Here is a 21,188-nt window from a genome sequence, read left to right as displayed (position 1 = left end):
GCCCCCTTTTAATCCATAGGAACTTAATCTGCTTGTAAAATTTCGACTGGCTTATGTAATCTTCTTAAATAAAATCAAAATTGAAAATTCTGGAACTTTCCTCTTCTGTTAAGCGTCTATACTCCATATGAACAGAGCTATGTTCAAAACCTATTTATCGGAGGTATACCGTGAAATCATTTTACAAAGCCATATTGCTCTCAGCTATGTCAGCTGCAATACTCATTCCTCCCTCCACTCTATCTGCAGCCGGGAATGCAGGCCTAGGCGACACTGCGGCTCGCCCTGAAACGGCGGTGCAGATCTTGCAAGCACCAGGCTCTGCCGACCAAATTACTTTCAAGCAGGAAGGGACCCCGGTGTTCGCTTCCAATGCGCCGGAGACTTTATTCGAAGGCAACCGATCCGACGGCTCCAAAGTTGTTCAGGTCAATAACACTCTGTACCGCGACCAGATGAAGGGCAGCTTCCGCTTCTGGTCTGTCCACACCAATGCAACCAAGAAGCGGGTATCGTTCTATATGCATGTTAAGAATCCTGCTGCAAACCCGGTCAAGCTCTATATCAAACGCAAGGGTTATTCCAGCGGAAGCTCCGCCGATCCGGTTACCAACCTGAAGGCAGCTACCGCGCAGTTCCTGAATCAGCCTGCGGGAACCGGCGGAACTTATCTGGCTACGATTGCACCCGGCAAATCTTACGTGCTGCCTTATTCCACCTCTATAGCCCCATATCAGGTTATGAATTTTATTGGCGATTTCCGTGCCGTCAACGTGAAGACAGGGCAGAGCGAGACGATAATCGTATCGGATGTGGTTACGAATAACGGCACTGCCAAGCTGGAGGAATACGCCGGCAGCTCTCACATTGCCGCTACGAACTTTGACTTCAAGACTGGCGATGACTATCGCGGACTGCTCAAGTATTCCGCCCGGAAGGTCAACCTGAAGGTCCAGCTCACCGAAGATACACCGGCTAAATACATCAAGGTAAGTGACTCTGAGCCCTTTGCCTATTCCGGTGAACAGGAGCGTCTGACTACGAACTGGAATGTGCAGGGCGAGCCCTTGAAATCCCCTGTAGAAGTGGTGGGCAAAAACAACAAACAGCGCGGCTCCTACTGGTTCACCGATCTCATCTATAACATCCAAATTCAGAATTCATCTGACCAAGCGAATGTTTATACGCTGTATGGGGCTGCTCCCCGCAGTGAATCAACCGGATTTGTTCATTACCGGATCGATAACGGCCCCGTCGAGTCCTACAGCTATGGGAACAAGCAGACCCGGGTCATCAGCAATGCCCCATCATTCACCTTAACCACAATGATCCAGCCGTTCCTGTCCGTTCCCCTGGGACTTTATTTCATCTCAGAATAGCGGTCAGAGTACCGATAACCTGAATATTCAATCCCATAAATGAATTAGGACATGAGATATTCGGTAATTCACAGACATTATAAAAAAGCCGTTCACCAGGATGGTCATGAACCTGTATACATAACAGGGGATGACCAAGGTGAACGGCTTTTCTTGTTAATCGTGAACCGTACAATTAAGGATTAATAATGCCATTAAGGATTAATAAATACCACTTTCAAATGCGAGCTGTACTGCACATCCAATCCAAGACCTTGGGCAAGCAGTGCGAGCGGCACGTAGGTCTTTGTCTCTTTGCCAATTTTGTTCAAATAGGCTGGTGAGGCTGTTGCCACATTCTTCCCATCTACCTTGATCGTCTTCGAACCCACCGGAATCACAACCTTGCGCCCCGCGCTGCTGATGGTAGCCGTGCTGGTGCGATTGTCCCAGGCTGTCTGGGCTCCAATGGCGGTTACGATATCCTTGATGGCTACAAAGGTCTGGCCGTTCTTAACGACCGGCTTGTAGGGACTGTTGATCTCTTTGCCCTTCACAATAATCGTAAGCGGCACGTCACTGGACCGGGTGGAAGGCTGCAGGTACTCTCCCCAGATTTCCTTGGCGAATACTTTGGCAATCACCTCGTAACCGAACTGGTTGGGGTGAATATCCTTCTCCATAATATGAGTATAGGAGATTTCGCCGCCTACAAATTCCTTGGCCACATGAGCCACCTTGACTTTGGCTCCCTTAGCTGTGAATTCTGCTGCCAAGGCGTCAACCGATGCGGTAAAGGCATCAGCAGCTTTCTCCAGCTGTTCATAAGCAGCGGCACCCGCAAGTCTCGGTACAGGCTGATACTGATCCGCAATCACAATCTGTGCGTTCGGATTCAGCTCCGTCAGATCGCTTAAGGTCTGGCTCACATTGGTCTTGTAATTCGCAAGCAGCTGGGCAACACTCGCATCCAGATTACTGGATGCTGCCCCGCCTTCTGCTGCGGCCGCCATGACCTGCGATACATCATTACCTCCAATGGTAATGGTGATCAGATTGGCTCCCTGCAGATCGGCCTTGGCTGCGGCAGTTCCCTGCCCAAAGGAAGCTGCCCTAGGGTCTACCAAAGCGGGCTGAAGCTCATCCGGAGTCAGAGTTCGGCCTTCCTTAATCGCTTTTACATAATGACTAAGTCCCTCAGTCTTCAAGCCAAGAATTCCATAATTCACAGTCACTGTGCGTCCGCGGAACAATCCCTGCTCCTGGAGCCGATCCACATACCCATAGGCCTTCGGGTTAACCTGCGTAATCATAGCCGGCTCGAAGCCGGCAGTTATGGAATCCCCGAGGGCTACAATCTTGTAGCTGCTTGAGCTTGCTGCCTGAACCGCTCCGCCTGCCGCTGCGGCTGCGGAACCCGCTCCTGAGATCATGAGAATCAGCGACATTACGCCGCTGAGGATATGGCTTTTTTTAACTGCCCGTAAATTCAATAAGTACACGCTCCCCGTCAATCCGATTTCTTGTTGGCCTGATCTGCTTTATTCATATATTCATCATAACGTCCGTCAATTTCTTTAGCGATTCTGCGGTATTTGAGGGTCTCCTCCACTATGGGGTCAAGCTCCGTCTGAATGCGAATCTCGTACTTGGGCGAGAGCCGCCTGCGCTCTTCCTCGTGGCGCTCTTCCTCGCTAAGTTCACCCTCTTCAGTAAGCAGCTCGCTAAGCTGACGTTCAAGTTCTTTGTCCTCACTCATCCTGTTAACCCCCTTCAGAGAATTAAAGTCCAGTGGCTCCGGCTTCCTCGATGACCTGCTGGAGCTCCTGATGAATTAGCCCGTTGGTAGCCAGCATGTGGCGAACACCCAGATGATACGGGTTCCCCTTCGTGTCGGTCACTTTACCCCCAGACTCCTGTACCAGAAGTGTTCCTGCCGCAATATCCCAGGAGTTCAGCCCAACCTCATAGTATCCGCTCATTCGCCCAGCGGCAACATAAGCCAAATGCAGGGCAGCCGATCCCACTGCACGCAGGCTCCGCGTTCTGGTTGCCAAAGCTTCAATGCCCTTCATATTCAGCGGCAGAGCGAAATCCCGTTCAGGATTGAACCCGATCGCCATCACGCTGCCCGCGAGATCCTTATCCCCTGATACCCTCGTTGGATTTCCGTGCATATAAGCCCCTTTGCCCTTCTCCGCCACGAACAACTCATCACGTACCGGGTCGTAGATTACACCTACAATCACTTCACCGTGATGAGCCAGCGCGATGGATACACAGAAGCCGGGAAATCCCTGCACGAAATTCGTAGTCCCGTCGATGGGATCTACAATCCACAAGTATTCCGCATCCTCGTAAGAGGCAAGAGCTTCCGCTGAAGCCTCAGGACCAGGCTGGATCCCTTCCTCGCCCAAGAATTCATGATCTGGGAAATGGGTGAGAATCAGCTTACGAATCATCAGCTCGGCCCCTTTGTCCACATCCGTCACCAGATCCTGGGGAGACAGCTTCGTGTTCAGCTCCTTGTGATTACCGAGTCTAGTCTTGATCCACTCTCCGGTCTTGGCAGCAGCGTTGATCGCTACGGCTGTCGGGCTTTTACTGCTGACTGTGTAAGGAACTTGGTCTTGATCATGGCTCTGGTTCACATTCCGGTTCAAATCTCTCACTCTACTTTCTGTAATATTCTACTAAAATTTTCCTTTTTTTCCACTCTCTATACGTTACTTGAACAAGGAGCAATTCGTCAACCGTATTCTGAGCAAAAAGGTGCCCTTTTCGCAGCTGTCAGCAAAGTATCCGCGCATCTTCCTGGACAGTCCTTCCCTTCCCAGGAGGAACAAAAAGTCCGTTCCCGGGACTTAACTCGTACATCCCCGGTAACGAACCTTTAATTAACATATGCTTAAGCTCCGACGATATTATAACCGCCATCAACAAAAATAACTTCACCTGTAATTCCTCTGGACAAATGGCTCAGCAGGAACATCGCTGTATCTCCAACTTCAGCAGTCTCAGTAGTCTTGCGAAGAGGCGCTTTCTCCTCAACCTGCTTGAGGATGGAGTTGAAATCACTGATGCCTTTGGCCGCAAGGGTACGGATAGGTCCTGCAGAAATCGCATTAACGCGAATATTCTTCGGTCCAAGGTCGTTCGCCAGATAACGAACCGAAGCCTCGAGTCCTGCCTTGGCTACACCCATGACATTGTAGTTACGCATTACACGCTCCGAACCCATATAGGTCATCGTCATAATGCTGCCGCCTTCTGTCATCAGCGGGGAGAGACGCTTGGCCACAGTCACCAGGGAGAACACACTGATGTCATTAGCGAGCGCGAAGCCTTCACGGGAGGTATCCGCAAATTCACCTGCGAGATCTTCGGCTTTGGCAAAAGCAATGCTGTGCACAAGTCCGTGCAGGACGCCAAATTCACTCTTCAGCGTCGCGGCCAGGGTGTCAATCTCTTCATCCACCGTTACATTGCACGGCAGGATGAGTGAACCCGGGATCGTCTCGGCAAGCTTGCGTACGCGGCCTTCCACCCGTTCACTTTCATATGTAAATGCCAGGCGGGCACCGTGTTCCGCGAGGCTCTGTGCGATAGCCCAAGCGATACTGCGGTCGTTAGCCACACCCATAATAATAATATTCTTGCCTTCCAATAAATTGCTCATTAAATAAGTCCTCCTTCAGTCGCGTGTGACACGCATCTTAAGTCCAACTTACCTTATTTCCCATAAGTTTTCAAGGTTGGCCCTATCCAAGCTCAGGGTTTGATCTCTACTGAAGCTTCATTAATGATACGAACCCCTTCACCTGAATGGAGCGCCAGCTCTTCCATCAAAGCGAATAAAGCCCCATCTTTAAGCTTCGCTTCCAGCATCACGTCAAGCCGATCGGTCACAGGTGCTATCCGGCGCAGGAACTCCAGCAGCGGGCCGGCCTCCACGTGGTCCGCATGGCTCCTTGCATCGCTCGCACTCTTCGGGCTGGAAGCATGAATCTTCGGAGGAAGCGGGCTCTCCGGTTCTGAATCCGCCTGAGCGAACGGGGACTCCCACGTCTTCAGAATACGGGGCCATAGCTGCGCAGGGTCATCACCCTCGTTGTTCACCCATTGATGGTGGATATCAAGGACCATTGGAATGCCAAGCTGCTCACAGAGCTCCAGCGTCTCAGGGGCATTGAAGGTCTTGTCATCATTTTCAAAAGTCAGCCGCTTCTTCAGCTTGTCCGGCAGCGCGCTAACGTTCTGTACAAACCGCTCCGCCGCAGATTTCTTATCCCCGTAGGCACCGCCCACATGGATGTTGTTCTTCGCTCTCGCGTCCAGACCCATGGCGTCCAGCATGCTTACATGATGCATCAGATCCCTGATCGAACTCTCCAGCACCTCGGGGCGGGGTGTACTGAGTACGGTGAAATGGTCCGGATGAAAGGAGACCCTCATCTTCTCCTTCTTCACATAGTCTCCTACCGCGCGGAAATCATCTCCAAGGGCAGCAAAGGGATCCCAATCCGAGAGCTCCCCGTGAGTGGCAAGCGGGATGAGCTTGGACGAGAAGCGGTAGACCTGAATGTCATAAGCACGGTTGTGCTTCAGCAGACGCAGCGTGTTATGCAGATTCTCAGCGGCGACATGCTCCAGTCTGCGCAGGGCTGCAGCGCGATCAGCGAGCTGCCCAAAGCTTTTATAGGTCATGGTCTTCGAGGGGGAAGCATTTTTCACGACGGTTGACATGGCTACATAACCAAAACGGACAATCATCTCAGCACTCACCTGCTCCTCTTCAGAGTGAAAAAGAAACCGTTAATCCTCAAGGGATTAACGGTCTTCTTCTTGTGTTATTCCACCAATCGGGAATAATCATTCATTTATAGAATTACCCGCTATGCTCACCAAAAAACATCTCGTAAGCCAGCGCGGTCTGAACCCGCGATTCTTCCTCGTTCAGCGGACGGACGAGAGACATCTCCACCTCGGTAACCTCGTCCCCGTTAAAGTTAATCTCGGCGATACAGCCGAGAATCTTCACGATGGCAACGGCACGGTTGTCCGGCGTGTAGGCGATCACCTTCTGGCCGGTCGGGAACACGCGCAGGCCGGATTTGACCATTTTGCCGCGTCCATATTCCAGCAGCTCATACAGCTCCTGCTCGTTCTTGAACTTGCAGACGGAATTGAATTCGGTTTGGAATCCCATATTTAATTCACTCCATTACTGAAATCAAGATTCTGTCTTGTATCATAACGTTCCTGGGCCAGCTCAATCAGACGATCCAGAAGGGCTTCGTAAGATACCCCTGTCTCTCTCCAGAGCAGCGGATACATGCTGAACGGGGTGAAGCCCGGCATCGTGTTCACTTCATTAATAAGAAGGGTTCCGTCTGCCTTCAGGAAGAAGTCTGCACGGCACAGGCCGCTGCCCTCGGTAGCTTTGAACGCTTTGACTGCAAGCTCACGAATCCGGTCAGCGACTTCTGGATCTACCTCGGCTGGAATGACCATCTGGGATTTGCCGTCCAGATACTTCGCCTGATAGTCGTAATATTCACTGGAGGATACAATCTCACCGGGAACGGATGCCTCAGCGGCATCGTTGCCGAGTACGCCAACCTCGACCTCACGGGCTTCTACGAACTCCTCCACAACCACTTTGGTATCATAACGCAGGGCATAGGCTACAGCCTTATTCAGTTCATCCTGATTGGAGGCTTTGGAGATCCCCACACTCGAACCCAGATTGGCAGGCTTGACAAAGCAAGGGTAACCCAGTCTCTCCTCGATTCCCTGAATGAGGGTATGACTGCTCCGCTCCCACTGAGCACCTGTGAAATAGCAGTACTTGCACTGCTCAAGTCCGGCATCGGCGAACAGCTTCTTCATCACCGCTTTGTCCATTCCGGCTGCCGATGACAAGACACCTGCACCCACGTAAGGAAGTCCGGCCATCTCCAGAAGACCCTGAATGGTACCGTCCTCACCATAAGTTCCATGCAGCAGCGGGAAGGCCACATCTACGGCAGCCTGGCCGGTAGCCAGCTTGCTGAACAACCGCTGGATTGCGTCCGCGGTATTGCCTGCCCCGTTCTCCAGGCGAAGATCACCGAGCTCACTAAATGGAGCTGAGAGCGTTCCCCCCACTCTCCATTCTCCCTGTTTCGTAATATAGAAAGGAAGCACTTCATATTTATCATAGTTAAAAGCATTCATCACAGCGAAGGCCGTTTGAAGCGACACTTCATGCTCGCCAGACTTACCGCCGTAGATCAGACCGACGGTTAACTTATCCTGTCCCATGGTTAACCTCTCTTCACTTAATTATGATCAGAACCGGTCTGCCAGATGGAAGAAGCGGTATACCGTATTCTTCGTCCAGGCATAGGAGTCACGGTAATCCCAGTACCGGTGCCTGCTGTTCGTGGTATGGGCATTGACCAGCGGCATCCCTCCCGCATCAAAGGCGGTCACGATCGTGCTGTGCTCATAAGCGCCGTTGCCGTCCCAGTCATAGATAATGACATCGCCTAACTCTAACTGCTGTGGACGTTCCAGCACCTCTGCACCCAGCCCGCCGCCGCTCAGGTAGCGTTCCAGGCTGTTCGCAACAGCCCAACTGAAGCTCCAGGCTTCTTTTCCGCCAACGTAGCCCTTATACCACCAGCCCGATTCTCTTTTTCCAGTATAGTTTATTGGGGCTCCGCCTGCAAAGAGACTTTGGGAGATGAAATTCGTACAATCCACCCCGAACTCCTGGAATTCCGGATTCGAGCTGTTCCACCAGCGGTCCGCGTAAGCAGCGGCTTCTGCCCTGTTGTACATATTCCCGCGGCTCTGTCCTCCGTAACCGAGCACCTCACGGTTCAGATATGGACTCGCCACCGGGCGGGGAATCTCAAGATCCATATCCTCGGCGGTATAAGGCAGACCGGTACGCGGGTGCCTTTCCGCCACCTGAATGTCCACCCGAATGATAGCCCACTCCCTATCCTCACGCTGTAGGGTCAGCCGCTCCACATCGATTCGTTCTTCCTTGTGCGTGACCCCGCCCTTCTCATAATAAATCGTCCGGTGAAGCTGAAGCTCCACCTGAACCTCATCCTGGCGGTTCGCAAGCTCTCTAAGCAGCTTGGCCCGGGTCTCACTGCGCAAGGGAGTCGCCTTTCTCTGACTATACCACTCGGACAGTGCCTGTCTTCTCTCCCCCCGGCGAATCAAATATTCCAGATCGGTGACGATCGTAGGTACAGCGTTGGGACGAAAATCCACCTCGTCCTTGTTCTGCTGCTGTATATAAGCGGATAATGCACCTTTCCACTCCTCCGCCATAACTTTATGCCTCCTTCCACAAATCCACATCAGAGAGGCCGTCCATACCCCTTAGGCCTTCCTCTGTTTCTTCATTTATATGAGCAGACAGCAGGCAGTATGTTCAGGCAGGAGCGAGCCTGAGCTTCCCTTCATAAAAACCGCTGAAACCGTGCTTTTACCCAACAAAAAATACTTTACTCACTTCAAAGTAAGCGGTATAATTATAGAAGATAATATTTTGAAATTGCGTTTCATCTGATGAAACTAAGTCGAAAAAGCACGACTAACTAGTTCTCGATCTTATCGAATTCTACTATGGCTACTAGCTTACTTGGTCCACTGCTTACTTCGCGCATAATTATTAGGAGGTCAACTACATGTCCATTAATGATCAGTACTCTGCAGCCCGCAGTCTAGACGTGGGCGGCAAATCCTATCGTTACTACGATCTGCAGGCACTTGAAGCTCAAGGATTTGCCAATGTCTCCAAGCTTCCTTTCTCCATTAAAGTGCTTCTTGAAGCTGCGGTCAGACAATTTGACGGCCGGGCTATCACAGAAGAGCATGTGAAGCAAATTGCTGACTGGACTGAAGGACAGGACAGCAACAAGGAAATTCCTTTCATTCCCGCACGTATCGTACTGCAGGACTTCACCGGCGTACCGGTGGTTGTCGATCTGGCGGCGATGCGCGACACCGTGAAGAAAGCCGGCGGCGATCCGAAACAGATCAATCCGCTTGTACCGGTTGACCTTGTTATCGACCACTCCGTTATGGTCGATGCCTTCGGTACACCTGAAGCTCTTGAATATAACATGAACGTAGAGTTCGAGCGTAATGAAGAGCGTTACCGCTTCCTTCGCTGGGCACAGACCGCGTTCAACAACTTCCGCGCTGTTCCACCGGCTACAGGTATCGTTCACCAGGTTAACCTGGAGTACCTTGCTTCCGTGGCAGCTACGAAGACGATTGATGGGGAGACTGTCGTATTCCCAGATTCCCTTGTAGGTACGGATTCCCATACCACCATGATCAATGGTCTTGGCGTGGTAGGCTGGGGTGTCGGCGGTATTGAAGCCGAAGCAGGTATGCTTGGACAGCCACTGTATTTCGTAGCTCCAGAAGTTATTGGCTTCAAGCTTACAGGCAGCCTTACTGAAGGCGCAACGGCAACTGACCTGGCTCTGACCGTTACTGAAATGCTTCGTAAGAAAGGTGTAGTTGGTAAATTCGTAGAGTTCTACGGACCAGGCCTTGCCAATATCAGTCTTGCTGACCGTGCAACAGTAGCTAACATGGCTCCTGAATACGGCGCAACAATCGGCTACTTCCCTGTTGACGACGAGACTTTGAATTACCTTCGCAGCACAGGCCGCCCAGACGAGCAGGTAGCTCTGGTTGAAGCCTATTACAAGGCTCAAGGCATGTTCCGTACCAGCCAGACTGAAGATCCACAGTTCTCTGATCTGATCGAGCTTGACCTTGCTTCGGTTGTACCAAGCCTTGCAGGTCCTAAGCGCCCTCAAGACCGTATTGAACTGACAGATATGAAGAAGAACTTTAACGACATTATCCGTACTCCAGTGGAGAAGGGTGGATACGGCCTGAGCGATGAGAAGATCGCGAGCTCCGTGGATGTGAAGCATCCCGATGGACGCGAGACTAAGCTCGGTACAGGCGCGGTTGTTATCGCAGCAATTACAAGCTGTACGAACACTTCTAACCCAAGCGTTATGCTGGGTGCAGGCCTGCTTGCGAAGAAAGCCGTGGAACGCGGTCTGACTAAGCCGGCTTATGTGAAGAGCAGCTTGACGCCTGGTTCCCTTGTGGTAACCGAATACCTGCAGAAGGCGGGTCTGATCGACTCCCTGGAGCAGCTCGGCTTCCACGTTGCCGGCTACGGCTGTGCGACATGTATCGGGAACTCCGGACCGCTTCCGGATGAAGTCAGCGCGGCTATTGCAGACAATGATCTGACCGTAGCGGCTGTCATCTCCGGTAACCGTAACTTTGAAGGACGTGTCCATGCTCAGGTTAAAGCCAACTACCTGGCTTCACCTCCGCTCGTTGTGGCCTATGCTCTTGCAGGTACTGTGAACATTGATCTGCAGAACGATCCACTAGGTCATGACCAGGAAGGTAACCCGGTCTACCTGAAGGACATCTGGCCAACATCGCAAGAGATCAAGGATGCAATCGGCTTGTCCGTCAGCCCTGAGATGTTCCGCAGCAAATACGAGAACGTATTTACACAGAATGAACGCTGGAACTCCATCCCTGTACCGCAAGGCGAGCTTTACGAGTGGGATGAGAAATCCACTTATATCGCAAATCCTCCGTTCTTCGAGAAGCTTGCAGACGGCCTGCAGGATATTGAAGAAATCCGCGGCGCACGTGTACTCGCCCTGCTTGGCGATTCCGTTACAACGGACCATATCTCTCCAGCAGGTAACATTACACCTACCAGCCCGGCTGGATTGTACCTGAACGATCACGGCGTAGCCCGCAAGGACTTCAACTCCTACGGCTCCCGCCGAGGTCATCACGAAGTCATGATGCGCGGTACGTTCGCGAACATCCGTATCCGTAACCAGGTCGCTCCAGGAACTGAAGGCGGCGTGACCAAGTACCTTCCAACCGATGAGGTCATGTCCATCTATGATGCTTCGATGAACTATCAAAGCAATGGTACCAACCTTGTCGTTCTGGCTGGTAAAGAGTACGGTACAGGAAGCTCCCGTGACTGGGCAGCCAAAGGTACCTTCCTCCTCGGCGTCAAAGCGGTTATCGCTGAAAGCTTCGAGCGTATTCACCGCAGCAACCTGGTCGGCATGGGTGTCCTTCCGCTTCAATTCCAAGAAGGAATCAGCTGGAAGACGCTTGGTATCGATGGAACAGAGACCTTCGATATCCTGGGTATTGACAATGAAGTGAAGCCTGGTCAAACTTTGACCGTGGTTGCTACACGGACAGACGGAACTCAATTCGAATTCCATGTAGTTGCCCGTCTGGACAGCATGGTTGACGTGGATTACTACCATAACGGCGGTATCCTACAAACCGTACTTCGCCAGATGATCAAAGAATCTGCAGCGAACTAAGATATAATAGAAAAGCCTGCAGCTCGGGGATAACCCTGAGCTGCAGGCTTTTTTAACTTCTTCCTACTCATCCTGGAACAGGTTCGTAGACAGATACCGCTCCCCGGTATCCGGAAGGACGACTACGATCGTCTTGTCCTTATTCTCCGGACGAGCAGCAAGGACTGTCGCCGCATAGGCGGCTGCGCCAGAGGATATCCCCACGAGCAGCCCTTCGGTCCGGGCAAGTCTGCGGGAGGTTTCGAAGGCGTCCTCATTCTTGATTCGGATCACCTCGTCTACCACTTTCGCGTTATAGTTATCAGGCACAAAGCCTGCACCAATCCCCTGAATCTGATGCGCTCCGCGCTTGCCGCCGGATAACACCGGGGAATCGAACGGCTCTACAGCAACGATCTGCACCTTCGGATTATACTTCTTGAGCACTTCGCCTACTCCGCTAATCGTCCCGCCAGTTCCTACCCCTGCTACAAAAATGTCCACTTCTCCGTCCGTGTCCCGCCAGATCTCTTCGGCAGTGGTCGTCTTATGTATATTGGGGTTCGCCGGATTGTTGAACTGCTGCGGAATGAACGCATTCGGGATTTCGGCCGCCAGCTCCTCTGCCTTGCGAATGGCGCCGGCCATTCCTTCGCTAGCCGGAGTCAATACGATCTCTGCCCCATAAGCCTGCATCAGCTTGCGGCGCTCGATACTAAAGGTCTCCGGGAGTGTAATCATAAGCTTATACCCAAGTGCCGCCGCGGCAAAAGCGAGCCCGATCCCCATATTCCCGCTGGTCGGCTCTACAATGACGGAATCCTTGCTCAGCAGGCCCTGCTCTTCCGCACTCTTAATTAGAGCGAACCCGGTCCGGTCCTTGACGCTCCCGGCGGGATTGAAATATTCCAGCTTGGTCAAAATACGCGCATGAAGCGCCTGATCTTCCGCATAGTTGCTGAGTTCAAGCAGCGGAGTATTCCCAATGAGCTCTGTTAAATTCTTCGCAATCTTCGCCATTCGTACATCCCTTTCGCATAAATTAGTCTTTTTAGGTCAGGTTAATCGGATTTATCAGCTTCCATCTAATATACGGGAAGAACCATGAATACTCAAATCGCGTCCCCATTTACAAACAACAACGCATCTGTTATATTTCATATATAACAGATAGAAAGAAGGTGTTCCCCCCATGCTTATGGAGCTAGACATGCAATCCGATGTTCCTATATACACTCAGCTAATCAACCAGATCATAGAAGGCATCGCAAGCGGGCGTCTCAAGCCCGGAGAGGCGCTGCCTTCGGTTAGAGGCATGGCGTCTGATATCGGGATTAACCTCCACACGGTGAACAAAGCCTATACACTGCTTAAGCAGGAGGGCTTCATTCTCGTTCATCGCCAGAAAGGCGTCGTCATTAATCCGGACGGGATGCCGCCCATTACTACAGACTATACCCAGCAGCAGCACAAGCAGCTCAGGTCCATTACCGCCGAGGCGATCTGCCGGGGAATGACGCGGGATCAGCTTCTGAATATCGTAGGACAAATTTATGATGATCTCAGACCAAATGACCAAGAAAGGGGCAGCTAACTATGTATTGGCTCTCAGCCTTAATTCTGATTCTTATGTTCGGGGCGATATCCGCCTCTCTCATCGCAATTCCCTATCTCTCCAGAAGGACCGTAAGCTTTGGGGTGTCCGTGTCCGAAGAGATGTATTTCAGTGAACCCGTCCGCCGGATGCGCAGAGCCTATGCCTGGATCACCGGGGTCCTGCACTCGATCCTGATTCTGGGGATGGCTGTCTTCCTGTTCGCCGCATCTGAGCAGACTCTGAGCTATGTGCTCCCAGCCTACTCGATCATTCTTATTATCAGTATTATGTTGATCCAAGGGTATTTCTATACGACTATGAAACGCTACAAGGCCTCACAGCCCGAGACAACTCATGCCCCGGATCGGCTCATCATTGATACGAGCTTTCGTCAGCAGAGACTCGTCTACTCTGATAGATGGTTCCTCATCCACCTAGTTGTTACCGCAGCAAGCTGTATTCTCGCGTTGATGTACTACGATCAGGCTCCGAATACCATTGCCATGAAATACAACTTAAATGGAGAAGTACTCCGAACTGTAGACAAGTCGTATACATCTATTTTCTTCCCTAATATTATGCAGGTCTTCATGCTCATCTTGTTCTATACCTTGAATCGGGTCATCCATAACAGCAAGCAGCAGCTCGACCCGGGTAAAGCCGAAGCCTCTGTCCGGCAAAATGTGATGTTCCGCCGCAAATGGTCCATGTTTACGCTTGGGGCCAGTTTCGTCCTGATGCTCCTCTTCTCCTTGATGCAGCTCAGCATGTTCCATCAGATCAGCCCGGAAGTGCTGATGCCCGCAGTCCTGATCATACCGGCCTTTATCCTTGTCTCGGCCTTGATCTTGTCCGTTCAGACCGGGCAGGGCGGAAGCCGAATTGGGCGTACATCGGATAGCCGGAGTAAGGAAGCCGTTCATGATGATGCCAATTGGAAGCTAGGCAGCATGTATTTTAACGCGAAGGACCCTTCCCTTTTTGTCGAGAAAAGAATGGGCATAGGCTGGACCCTGAATATGGCGAGGCCGCTAGCTTGGTTGATCTTCCTTGCTCCATTTGTAATTATTATACTTATCATCAGCTTTCTGGCCCCTTAGGCCAGCATTCACTCATACATCACTTTTTTCTAGGAGGCAATCATGATGTCGAAAGGTCCGCGCAACAAATTACTGCAATCCGCAGCAGCTGCTGCACTTGCACTTACTCTCTCTCTTCCCGCCGCCGCAGGGGCAGCGGCGGGTAGCTCCTCAGCTATAGCTCCAGTCCGGGATACCGCGGTCAAGCTCGGGGCTTCCGTAACCTGGAACCCAAAGACACAGACTGTGACGCTTACCAAGAAAAGTACCACTCTTGTTATGACGGTCGAAAAAAAATCCGCCAAGCTTAACGGCAAGCCTGTCACCCTCTCCGATACCTTACGGGTGGTCCGCAGCCAGGCTATGATCTCTCCGGGCGCAGTTACCCCATGGTTCAAAGACAGTCCGGTAGTTGTAGCTCCCCCTGCTGAAGCCGGCCTTCCGGGAGACTCCTTTATCCAAGCCTTGAAATCAGGGGATTCTGCAAAAGCCCAGAAGCTGATGAGCCCGGCTTTTCAATTATCCCTTACGGCTTCCCAGCTTCAGGGTCTATGGAAAGGATACGCCCAGGTGTATGGGACGCCTACTGCCCAGCTATCGAGGACCGTTGTGCCGAACAGCGTGCATACGAATATTACGTATTCTTTTCAGACAGCTGCAGCTCCGATTAACTACACCCTGCGCCTGAACAAAGAAGGGAAAGTAGACGATCTCTTTATCGGACCAGCAAGTACGGCCCCTTATGCGAATCCCTCTTACGTGAATCCTTCTTCCTATACGGAAGAGGAAGTCACGATTGGGGAAGGCGTCTTCGCTCTTCCGGGCGTATTGACCAAGCCCGCTTCCGGCGGACCGGCCCCCGTGGTCGTATTAGTACAAGGGTCGGGGCCTCAAGATAGAGACTCCTCTATCGGCGGCTCTAAGCCTTTCCGGGATCTGGCTAACGGCCTTGCGAGCCAAGGAATTGCCGTACTTCGTTATGATAAAATCAGCTATGAGCACACCTTCAAATTCGCTGCAAACCCGCGGGCTACGATCAAGCAGGAGACTGTAGACGATGCCATCTCGGCAGTCCGCTATCTAAGTACCCGCAAGGATGTTGACCGTTCCAACATCTTCGTCGCCGGCCACAGTCAAGGCGGCTTCGCCCTGCCACTTATCGTGAACGCCGATAAGGACGAACGTAATATCAAGGGCTCCATTATGCTTGCCGGGCCTAGCAGCTCCTTCATCGATGTGGCTCTGGAGCAGCAGCAGGAGCTCATCAATCGGGTAAAAGGCTTGGGCGGCGATCCAACTCCTTATGAGAAGAACGCCGAGGTATGGGCAGCGGCCGCCAAGCTGCTCAGCGATCCGCAGTATTCTCCTGATCATCTCCCGAGCAGCTTCCCACTCGGTTCAGCTTACTGGTGGTATACCCTGAAGGATTATAAGCCGGTAGATGTGGCCAAGACACAGAAGGGACCTCTCCTGATTCTGGCTGGAGAGAATGACTGGCAGGTGCCGATGACCCAGTTCAACACGTGGAAGAACGAACTGCAGAACCGGACCGATGTACAGTACAAGTCCTATCCAAAGGTCAACCACCTGCTGAGTGAATATGACGGGGTATCGACCGGAGCAGAATACTCGCAAGCCGCTCATGTAACGGAATCCATGGTCAATGACATTGCCGCTTGGGTGAAGAGTATTACCAAGAGCTAAGCACCTGTGAACATAAATAAACAAGGCCAACCCGTACGGGTTGGCCTTTGCTTATTTATAGGACGAATGAGAATAATGACAATAGGAGCAAGCAATGTTAAGATTCGACTTTCACCTGACGAAGCTTCACAAGCATAATCAGCGTGGCAGTAAATACATAAGAGACCAGGATAATATTTAACATATGGAGATAACGATTTATATTAATGACCAAGGGAACAAGCTCTCTTAACGCACCGACTGCGGCGATGGAGTAACAATATAATCCAATCCATCTGAATATCCGGTTCATTCCCATTCCGGGCATCGCATTTCCCCGGCCTTTGGTCGCCATGCTGTACAGCTTGCCGCGGCTGATGGAGAAGCCGAGCAGCAGAACAAGACCCCAAAAAACCAACCATAGGATCAACCCATTCCCCTCCCTCTGTATACGCTGCACTTTTCAAAAAAAGACCCTCTCCCATCTTCACGGAAACGGGTCTTTCAAGTTTTCCTCATTTGCCGTGGATCAATTCATCATCATGCCCATCTCACGGGCAGCCTGGACCAGGATGGGCCCGAATTCAACCAGCGTCTGTGGAGACAGGCGGCTGACGGGGCCCGAGACGGACAGCGCAGCTGCTGCTTGGCCCGCATGATTAAAGATGGGAGCCGATACGGCAGCCGCCCCCGGTTCCCGCTCCTCGTAGCTTGTGGCATACCCTTTGCTGCGGATCTCATCCATCTGGCGGATGTAATCCTCCTTGTCCACCGAGGCGGGCCAGTCCGGACTGCTTAGAACTTCCTGCAGAGTTCCCGGATCAGAGAAGGCTACAAGCACCTTACTGGAGGCACCCACGTACAGTGGAAGCCTTGCTCCCACCGGGGCCACCCGGCGTATGGCCTGGTTGCTCTGCACGGCTTGGATGCGAAGACGCTCCATTCCATCCAGGAGATACAAGCTCACCGTCTCGCCGAGCCGATCACGAAGCTGCTCCATCTGCGGCAGCAGCAATACAGCAGGGTCATCACTATGGGACAAATGGGCCGACAGCTCCCAGATTTTCAGTCCAAGCCGGTATTTCTCCGTAGAGGCATCGCGGATGACGAAGCCCTTCTCTTCCAGTGTGGCCATAAGGCGGTGAACCGTGCTTTTGTGAAGCCCAATCTGGCTGGAGATTTCCGTGAGTCCCAGATCAGTTGCTTTGGTAAAACACATTAATATATCCAGTGCCCTTTCCACGGCACGTACAGTTAATTTCCGGTCTTCCACTCTGAAAGCCCCTCCCCCAACGTTTCACTGTATGAAACCCAGTTACATAAAGTATATCTAAAATGCTAGGCCTCGTCTACAGCTTCCAACGTAATCCTTCAATAAAGGCCCATATTTTTCCCGGCATTGACTTTACCCATTCCCCGTCATACGATAATTTATAAATTCAATTCCGATTTAAGAGTCCCTCATCGGGTAATCACCATAGATAATATGAATAAGGAGGGAACGCATGAACCCCACAACAACGACGCGGAGCGATGCTTCCCTGTCCTCCAATGCACAAGGAGGCTCTCAGACATCACCGCTCCTGCCCACACGATTCATCAAATTCAAGCATGTACTAGTAGCTTTGGTACTGTCTATTATATTTTTCCTGGTCTTCTGCTTTGTTGCCCTGCACGGATATATTGCGTGGGTACTTTCCAATCCTACCGTGGCTCCTTTATATTCCAATCCCATGTTGGCTAAAGGTATGAAATACGAAGATGTATCCTTTCCAGCTATAGACGGCAGCCGCTCTATGCAGGGCTGGTATATACCTGCCGCGGGTTCCAAGAAGACGATTGTGTTCAGCCACGGCTATGGGGCCAACCGGGAAGAGAGCTGGATACCTATGTACGACCTTGCCCATTACGCGCACCGGCTGAATTTCAATGTCATTATGTTCGACTACGGATTTGCCGCCCAGAACAGCAAGGAAGTGGCTACCGGTGGGAAGAAGGAGACTCAGCAGCTCCTTGGCGCTATTCAGCTTGCCAAGCACCGCGGAGCCAAGGAGATTGTCGTATGGGGATTCTCCATGGGAGCAGGAACTGCACTTCAGGCGGGGCTGGTCAGCAAAGATATTGACGCCATGATTCTGGACAGCACCTTCCTGCTTGAACCGGATACGCTGTACCATAACATCCGCCAAAAGATGAACCTGCCGCAGCATCCATCTATTGAAATCCTGGAACTGCTGCTGCCTATTCAGAACGGGACAAGTCTGCGCCAGATTCCTTATCAGGAAGTCAAGAAGAAGGACTACCCCTTCCCGATCCTGTTCATTCATGGTACGGAAGATGAGAAGGCGCCCTATCCGATCGCCGAGAAGCTGGCTTCCAATCAGACTAATCCGATCTCCAGTGTCTGGATCGTGGATAAAGCACACCATGAGCTTATTTTCCGTGAGCATCCGAGAGAATATTTACGCCGTGTCTCCACCTTTCTTGGCCAGACTCAGGCATACTTAAGAGAAAAGCAGGAATAAATAAGGCCCGTAACGGGAAAGCATAGGCCAAACTCTTCTCAGCATAACTTCATTATTGAGGTTATTTTTAGAGGAGGTACGCATGTTATGCTCTACGTTTACGGGCCTTATCTGCCTGTTCGTATTCTGGAAGAAATCCGGTTCTGGAAGGAACAGGAGAAGGAACATACCGATGTAATTAAAGCTATTGTCCCTACACTCGAACCCCCCTATGTCAAACTGCTGGACGACTGGTCCAAAGTGTTCGAGGAAACCGAGAAGGCGGCCAACGATCTGCTTCAGCATACTCTCCAAGTTCAGCACAACCAGCTGCATCCCGAGCTTCTGAAGCAGATTGAGCGGCTGCTCGATGCTTCCTTCCGCCAATCACGGGAATGGGTTCGCCAGCTGTATATTGTTCTGGATCAAAGCGCTGCCGTAAAAGCCATTCCACTAGCCAAGGTCGTCATCCTTCATATCATTCGGGAATCTGAGTATTTCCTCGGCGTGCTTGAGACGCTCAACAAACCGGGCGTAATTGAAGACGCCGTGCATAACCCGCCACCCATTCTGGATCCTTATCAGCAGGCCATGAATTACACTCGAGGAGAGGCGGGACCGGAGGGAGCCGCAGCCGAGACGGGAAATGGCGCTGGTCAGAACAACTCAGGATTGGGCTTAGGTTCTGCCGGGAAGAATGTCCTGAGTGGTTCCGGTGCGGATTCAAACCATGCCTTGGGCCCAAGCAATGAAGGGAACAACGCCACGACGGGCTCCGGTGCGGCCGGGAACACGACTCCAATGGGAGCGGGAACTCTCAATAACGGTGCTGCAGCTGCAACCCCTAATAACCCCGCCATGGGTTCTGGCGCCTCCGCTAACGGTGCTGCCGCGGTACAGGACCAGCCGGTTCCGATTGGCGGACACAAGCTGCCTCCCCTTCCCTATCCGTACAATGCACTAGAGCCACATATTGATGAGACGACCATGCGTATTCATCACGACAAGCATCATCAGAGCTACGTTGACAACCTGAATAAGGCCGAGAAAAAGCTCGAAGAGGCGCGTAGAACAGGCAACTTTGACCTGGTTAAGCACTGGGAGCGGGAGCTCGCCTTCAATGGCGCGGGCCATTACCTGCATACGATTTACTGGTCAACCATGAACCCGAAAGGCGGAGGCCGCCCAGAGGGAGTTCTTGCCGACCAGATTCGAAAGGACTTCGGGAGCTATGAAGCCTTTCAGAAGCACTTCACCAAAGCGGCTGAAGAGGTAGAAGGCGGAGGATGGACCATTCTGGTCTGGAGCCCGCGTAGCCAGCGGCTGGAGATTTTACAAGCTGAAAAGCACCAGAACCTCTCCCAATGGGATGTAGTCCCTCTGCTTCCGATTGATGTGTGGGAACACTCCTATTATCTTAAACATCAGAATGAACGCAAGAAGTATATTGCCGATTGGTGGAAAGTTGTATACTGGCCGGAAGTCGCTGCCCGCTACGGCGAGGCCCGCAAGCTGAAATGGCAGCCGTTCTAAGCAGTCTTTTCACTATGAAACACATATAAAAGGAGCATGTCCAAGGCAGAATACACAGCCTGGCATGCCCCTTTTATTTATTATAATGCGCCTAAATATCTTAGGATTTGATCAAAGACAGGAACTCCGCCCGGGAGGCCGCTTCACTGCGGAAGGTACCGCGTACTGCAGAAGTTACCGTCTTGCTTCCCGGCTTCTTCACTCCCCGTGCACACATGCACAGGTGCTCGCCTTCCACCACGACCATAACCCCTTGAGGGCTTAGAACTTCGTCCATAATATCAGCAATTTGTGAAGTAATCCGCTCTTGGACCTGCAGACGTCTTGTAACCGCCTCGACCAGACGAGCCAGCTTGCTGAGCCCGGCTATTCTTCCGCTTGGAATATAACCGATGTGTACCTTGCCGAAGAAAGGCGCCATATGGTGCTCACATTGACTGTAGTATACGATATCCTTCACAATGACAAGCTCCTCGTGGTTCTCCTCGAACGTCACCCCGAGCACATCTCTAGGATCAACTTCATATCCGCCAAAAATCTCTTCATACATGCGGGTAACGCGGGCCGGTGTGTCCAGCAGCCCTTCACGTTCTACATCTTCACCAATCAGCTTCAATATCTCCCGCACATGGTGTTCAACTTGTTCCCGGTTCTTACCGACCTGGGTATTCAAGTAATCTTTAACGCCTGCCATTACTTGACCCCCTCCTTCCAAAAGCCGAATAACGGCTTATCTGACTTACTTCTTCTTGCGATTCACAGGCGGCATTCCGCCTTGATTCTTCATCATTTGCTGCGCACGCTGCATTTGCTTGCCATTCAGGTTATAGCCCATCTGCTTGGCCATCTTCTGGAGCATTTGCGGATCGCTCTGCATCTTCGTCAGCTGCTTGCGTAAATATACGACACCGATGAAAAAGCCGCCGATCAAACCAACGATAAGCGCAATAATACCAACGACATAAACCACGGTCGATCACCTCTAAGTTATGATTCTTATCAGCATCCGGACATGCGGACGCACTCAATAATAATAG

General features: G+C 51.8%; 20 protein-coding genes. 7 read left to right on the top strand and 13 right to left on the bottom strand.

All coding sequences use genetic code 11. The features are described 5' to 3' along the window. The first annotated feature begins 170 nt into the window (after positions 1-170). Complete coding sequence (locus ACEN86_RS03480) at positions 171-1,379, top strand: hypothetical protein (protein ID WP_495632980.1); 1,209 nt, start codon at positions 171-173, stop codon at positions 1,377-1,379. Positions 1,380-1,573: 194 nt separating this feature from the next. On the opposite strand, the gene ACEN86_RS03475 is transcribed toward ACEN86_RS03480, so the two are convergent. The 8 genes from ACEN86_RS03475 to ACEN86_RS03440 form a co-directional block, all read right to left on the bottom strand. After that, complete coding sequence (locus ACEN86_RS03475) at positions 1,574-2,851, bottom strand: SGNH/GDSL hydrolase family protein (protein WP_495632979.1); 1,278 nt, start codon at positions 2,849-2,851, stop codon at positions 1,574-1,576. Positions 2,852-2,868: 17 nt separating this feature from the next. Beyond that, positions 2,869-3,117 carry a hypothetical protein gene (locus tag ACEN86_RS03470; protein WP_495632978.1) on the bottom strand — a complete coding sequence of 83 codons (249 nt, stop codon included), beginning with the start codon at positions 3,115-3,117 and terminating at the stop codon, positions 2,869-2,871. A gap of 22 nt (positions 3,118-3,139) precedes the next feature. After that, positions 3,140-4,021 (bottom strand): inositol monophosphatase family protein, encoded by an 882-nt coding sequence (locus ACEN86_RS03465; RefSeq protein ID WP_495632977.1) that lies wholly within the window; start codon positions 4,019-4,021, stop codon positions 3,140-3,142. Positions 4,022-4,266: 245 nt separating this feature from the next. Then, positions 4,267-5,037, bottom strand: a complete 771-nt coding sequence (fabI, locus tag ACEN86_RS03460; RefSeq protein ID WP_495632976.1) for an enoyl-ACP reductase FabI — start codon at positions 5,035-5,037, stop codon at positions 4,267-4,269. 92 nt (positions 5,038-5,129) lie between these two features. Then, complete coding sequence (gene uvsE / locus ACEN86_RS03455; protein ID WP_495634205.1) at positions 5,130-6,131, bottom strand: UV DNA damage repair endonuclease UvsE; 1,002 nt, start codon at positions 6,129-6,131, stop codon at positions 5,130-5,132. 115 nt (positions 6,132-6,246) lie between these two features. Beyond that, positions 6,247-6,567, bottom strand: a complete 321-nt coding sequence (locus ACEN86_RS03450) for a hypothetical protein (protein WP_495632975.1) — start codon at positions 6,565-6,567, stop codon at positions 6,247-6,249. Positions 6,568-6,569: 2 nt separating this feature from the next. Further along, positions 6,570-7,664, bottom strand: a complete 1,095-nt coding sequence (locus tag ACEN86_RS03445; protein ID WP_495632974.1) for a D-alanine--D-alanine ligase — start codon at positions 7,662-7,664, stop codon at positions 6,570-6,572. Between the two features lie 27 nt (positions 7,665-7,691). After that, complete coding sequence (locus ACEN86_RS03440; RefSeq protein ID WP_495632973.1) at positions 7,692-8,693, bottom strand: amidase domain-containing protein; 1,002 nt, start codon at positions 8,691-8,693, stop codon at positions 7,692-7,694. Positions 8,694-9,052: 359 nt separating this feature from the next. Here ACEN86_RS03440 and acnA point away from each other — a divergent pair, with 359 nt between their 5' ends. Further along, entirely contained in the window at positions 9,053-11,776 is a 2,724-nt protein-coding gene (gene acnA / locus ACEN86_RS03435) for an aconitate hydratase AcnA (protein ID WP_495632972.1), read from the top strand. Between the two features lie 63 nt (positions 11,777-11,839). Here acnA and cysK read toward each other — a convergent pair whose 3' ends face one another. Next, positions 11,840-12,775 carry a cysteine synthase A gene (gene cysK, locus ACEN86_RS03430; protein ID WP_495632971.1) on the bottom strand — a complete coding sequence of 312 codons (936 nt, stop codon included), beginning with the start codon at positions 12,773-12,775 and terminating at the stop codon, positions 11,840-11,842. Between the two features lie 172 nt (positions 12,776-12,947). On the opposite strand from cysK, the gene ACEN86_RS03425 reads away from it, so the two are divergent. Genes ACEN86_RS03425 through ACEN86_RS03415 form a run of 3 tightly spaced genes read left to right on the top strand, consistent with a single transcriptional unit; the run spans position 12,948 to position 16,135 of the window. Continuing rightward, positions 12,948-13,349 carry a GntR family transcriptional regulator gene (locus ACEN86_RS03425; protein ID WP_495632970.1) on the top strand — a complete coding sequence of 134 codons (402 nt, stop codon included), beginning with the start codon at positions 12,948-12,950 and terminating at the stop codon, positions 13,347-13,349. A gap of 2 nt (positions 13,350-13,351) precedes the next feature. Continuing rightward, positions 13,352-14,452, top strand: coding sequence for a DUF1648 domain-containing protein (locus ACEN86_RS03420; RefSeq protein ID WP_495632969.1), 1,101 nt, complete (start codon positions 13,352-13,354; stop codon positions 14,450-14,452). Positions 14,453-14,494: 42 nt separating this feature from the next. Continuing rightward, positions 14,495-16,135, top strand: coding sequence for a prolyl oligopeptidase family serine peptidase (locus tag ACEN86_RS03415; RefSeq protein ID WP_495632968.1), 1,641 nt, complete (start codon positions 14,495-14,497; stop codon positions 16,133-16,135). Between the two features lie 97 nt (positions 16,136-16,232). Here ACEN86_RS03415 and ACEN86_RS03410 read toward each other — a convergent pair whose 3' ends face one another. Both ACEN86_RS03410 and ACEN86_RS03405 read right to left on the bottom strand, forming a co-directional pair. Beyond that, on the bottom strand, positions 16,233-16,544 hold the full coding sequence (locus ACEN86_RS03410; RefSeq protein WP_495632967.1) for a hypothetical protein: 312 nt from the start codon (positions 16,542-16,544) through the stop codon (positions 16,233-16,235). Between the two features lie 99 nt (positions 16,545-16,643). Next, positions 16,644-17,387, bottom strand: a complete 744-nt coding sequence (locus ACEN86_RS03405; RefSeq protein ID WP_495632966.1) for an IclR family transcriptional regulator — start codon at positions 17,385-17,387, stop codon at positions 16,644-16,646. Positions 17,388-17,619: 232 nt separating this feature from the next. Between ACEN86_RS03405 and ACEN86_RS03400 the strand changes: the two genes are divergently transcribed. Further along, on the top strand, positions 17,620-18,639 hold the full coding sequence (locus ACEN86_RS03400) for an alpha/beta hydrolase (protein WP_495632965.1): 1,020 nt from the start codon (positions 17,620-17,622) through the stop codon (positions 18,637-18,639). An 87-nt stretch (positions 18,640-18,726) separates the two neighbouring features. Then, complete coding sequence (locus ACEN86_RS03395; RefSeq protein ID WP_495632964.1) at positions 18,727-20,151, top strand: Fe-Mn family superoxide dismutase; 1,425 nt, start codon at positions 18,727-18,729, stop codon at positions 20,149-20,151. A gap of 100 nt (positions 20,152-20,251) precedes the next feature. On the opposite strand, the gene folE is transcribed toward ACEN86_RS03395, so the two are convergent. Both folE and ACEN86_RS03385 read right to left on the bottom strand, forming a co-directional pair. Then, complete coding sequence (gene folE / locus ACEN86_RS03390; protein ID WP_127201095.1) at positions 20,252-20,845, bottom strand: GTP cyclohydrolase I FolE; 594 nt, start codon at positions 20,843-20,845, stop codon at positions 20,252-20,254. 45 nt (positions 20,846-20,890) lie between these two features. Further along, positions 20,891-21,121: a YneF family protein gene (locus ACEN86_RS03385; protein ID WP_495632963.1), complete on the bottom strand. Its 231-nt coding sequence runs from the start codon at positions 21,119-21,121 to the stop codon at positions 20,891-20,893. Between the last annotated feature and the right edge of the window lie 67 nt (positions 21,122-21,188).

It is taken from the genome of Paenibacillus sp. Paensp111 (assembly GCF_059492195.1).
This window is presented reverse-complemented; position numbering and strand designations above follow the sequence as displayed.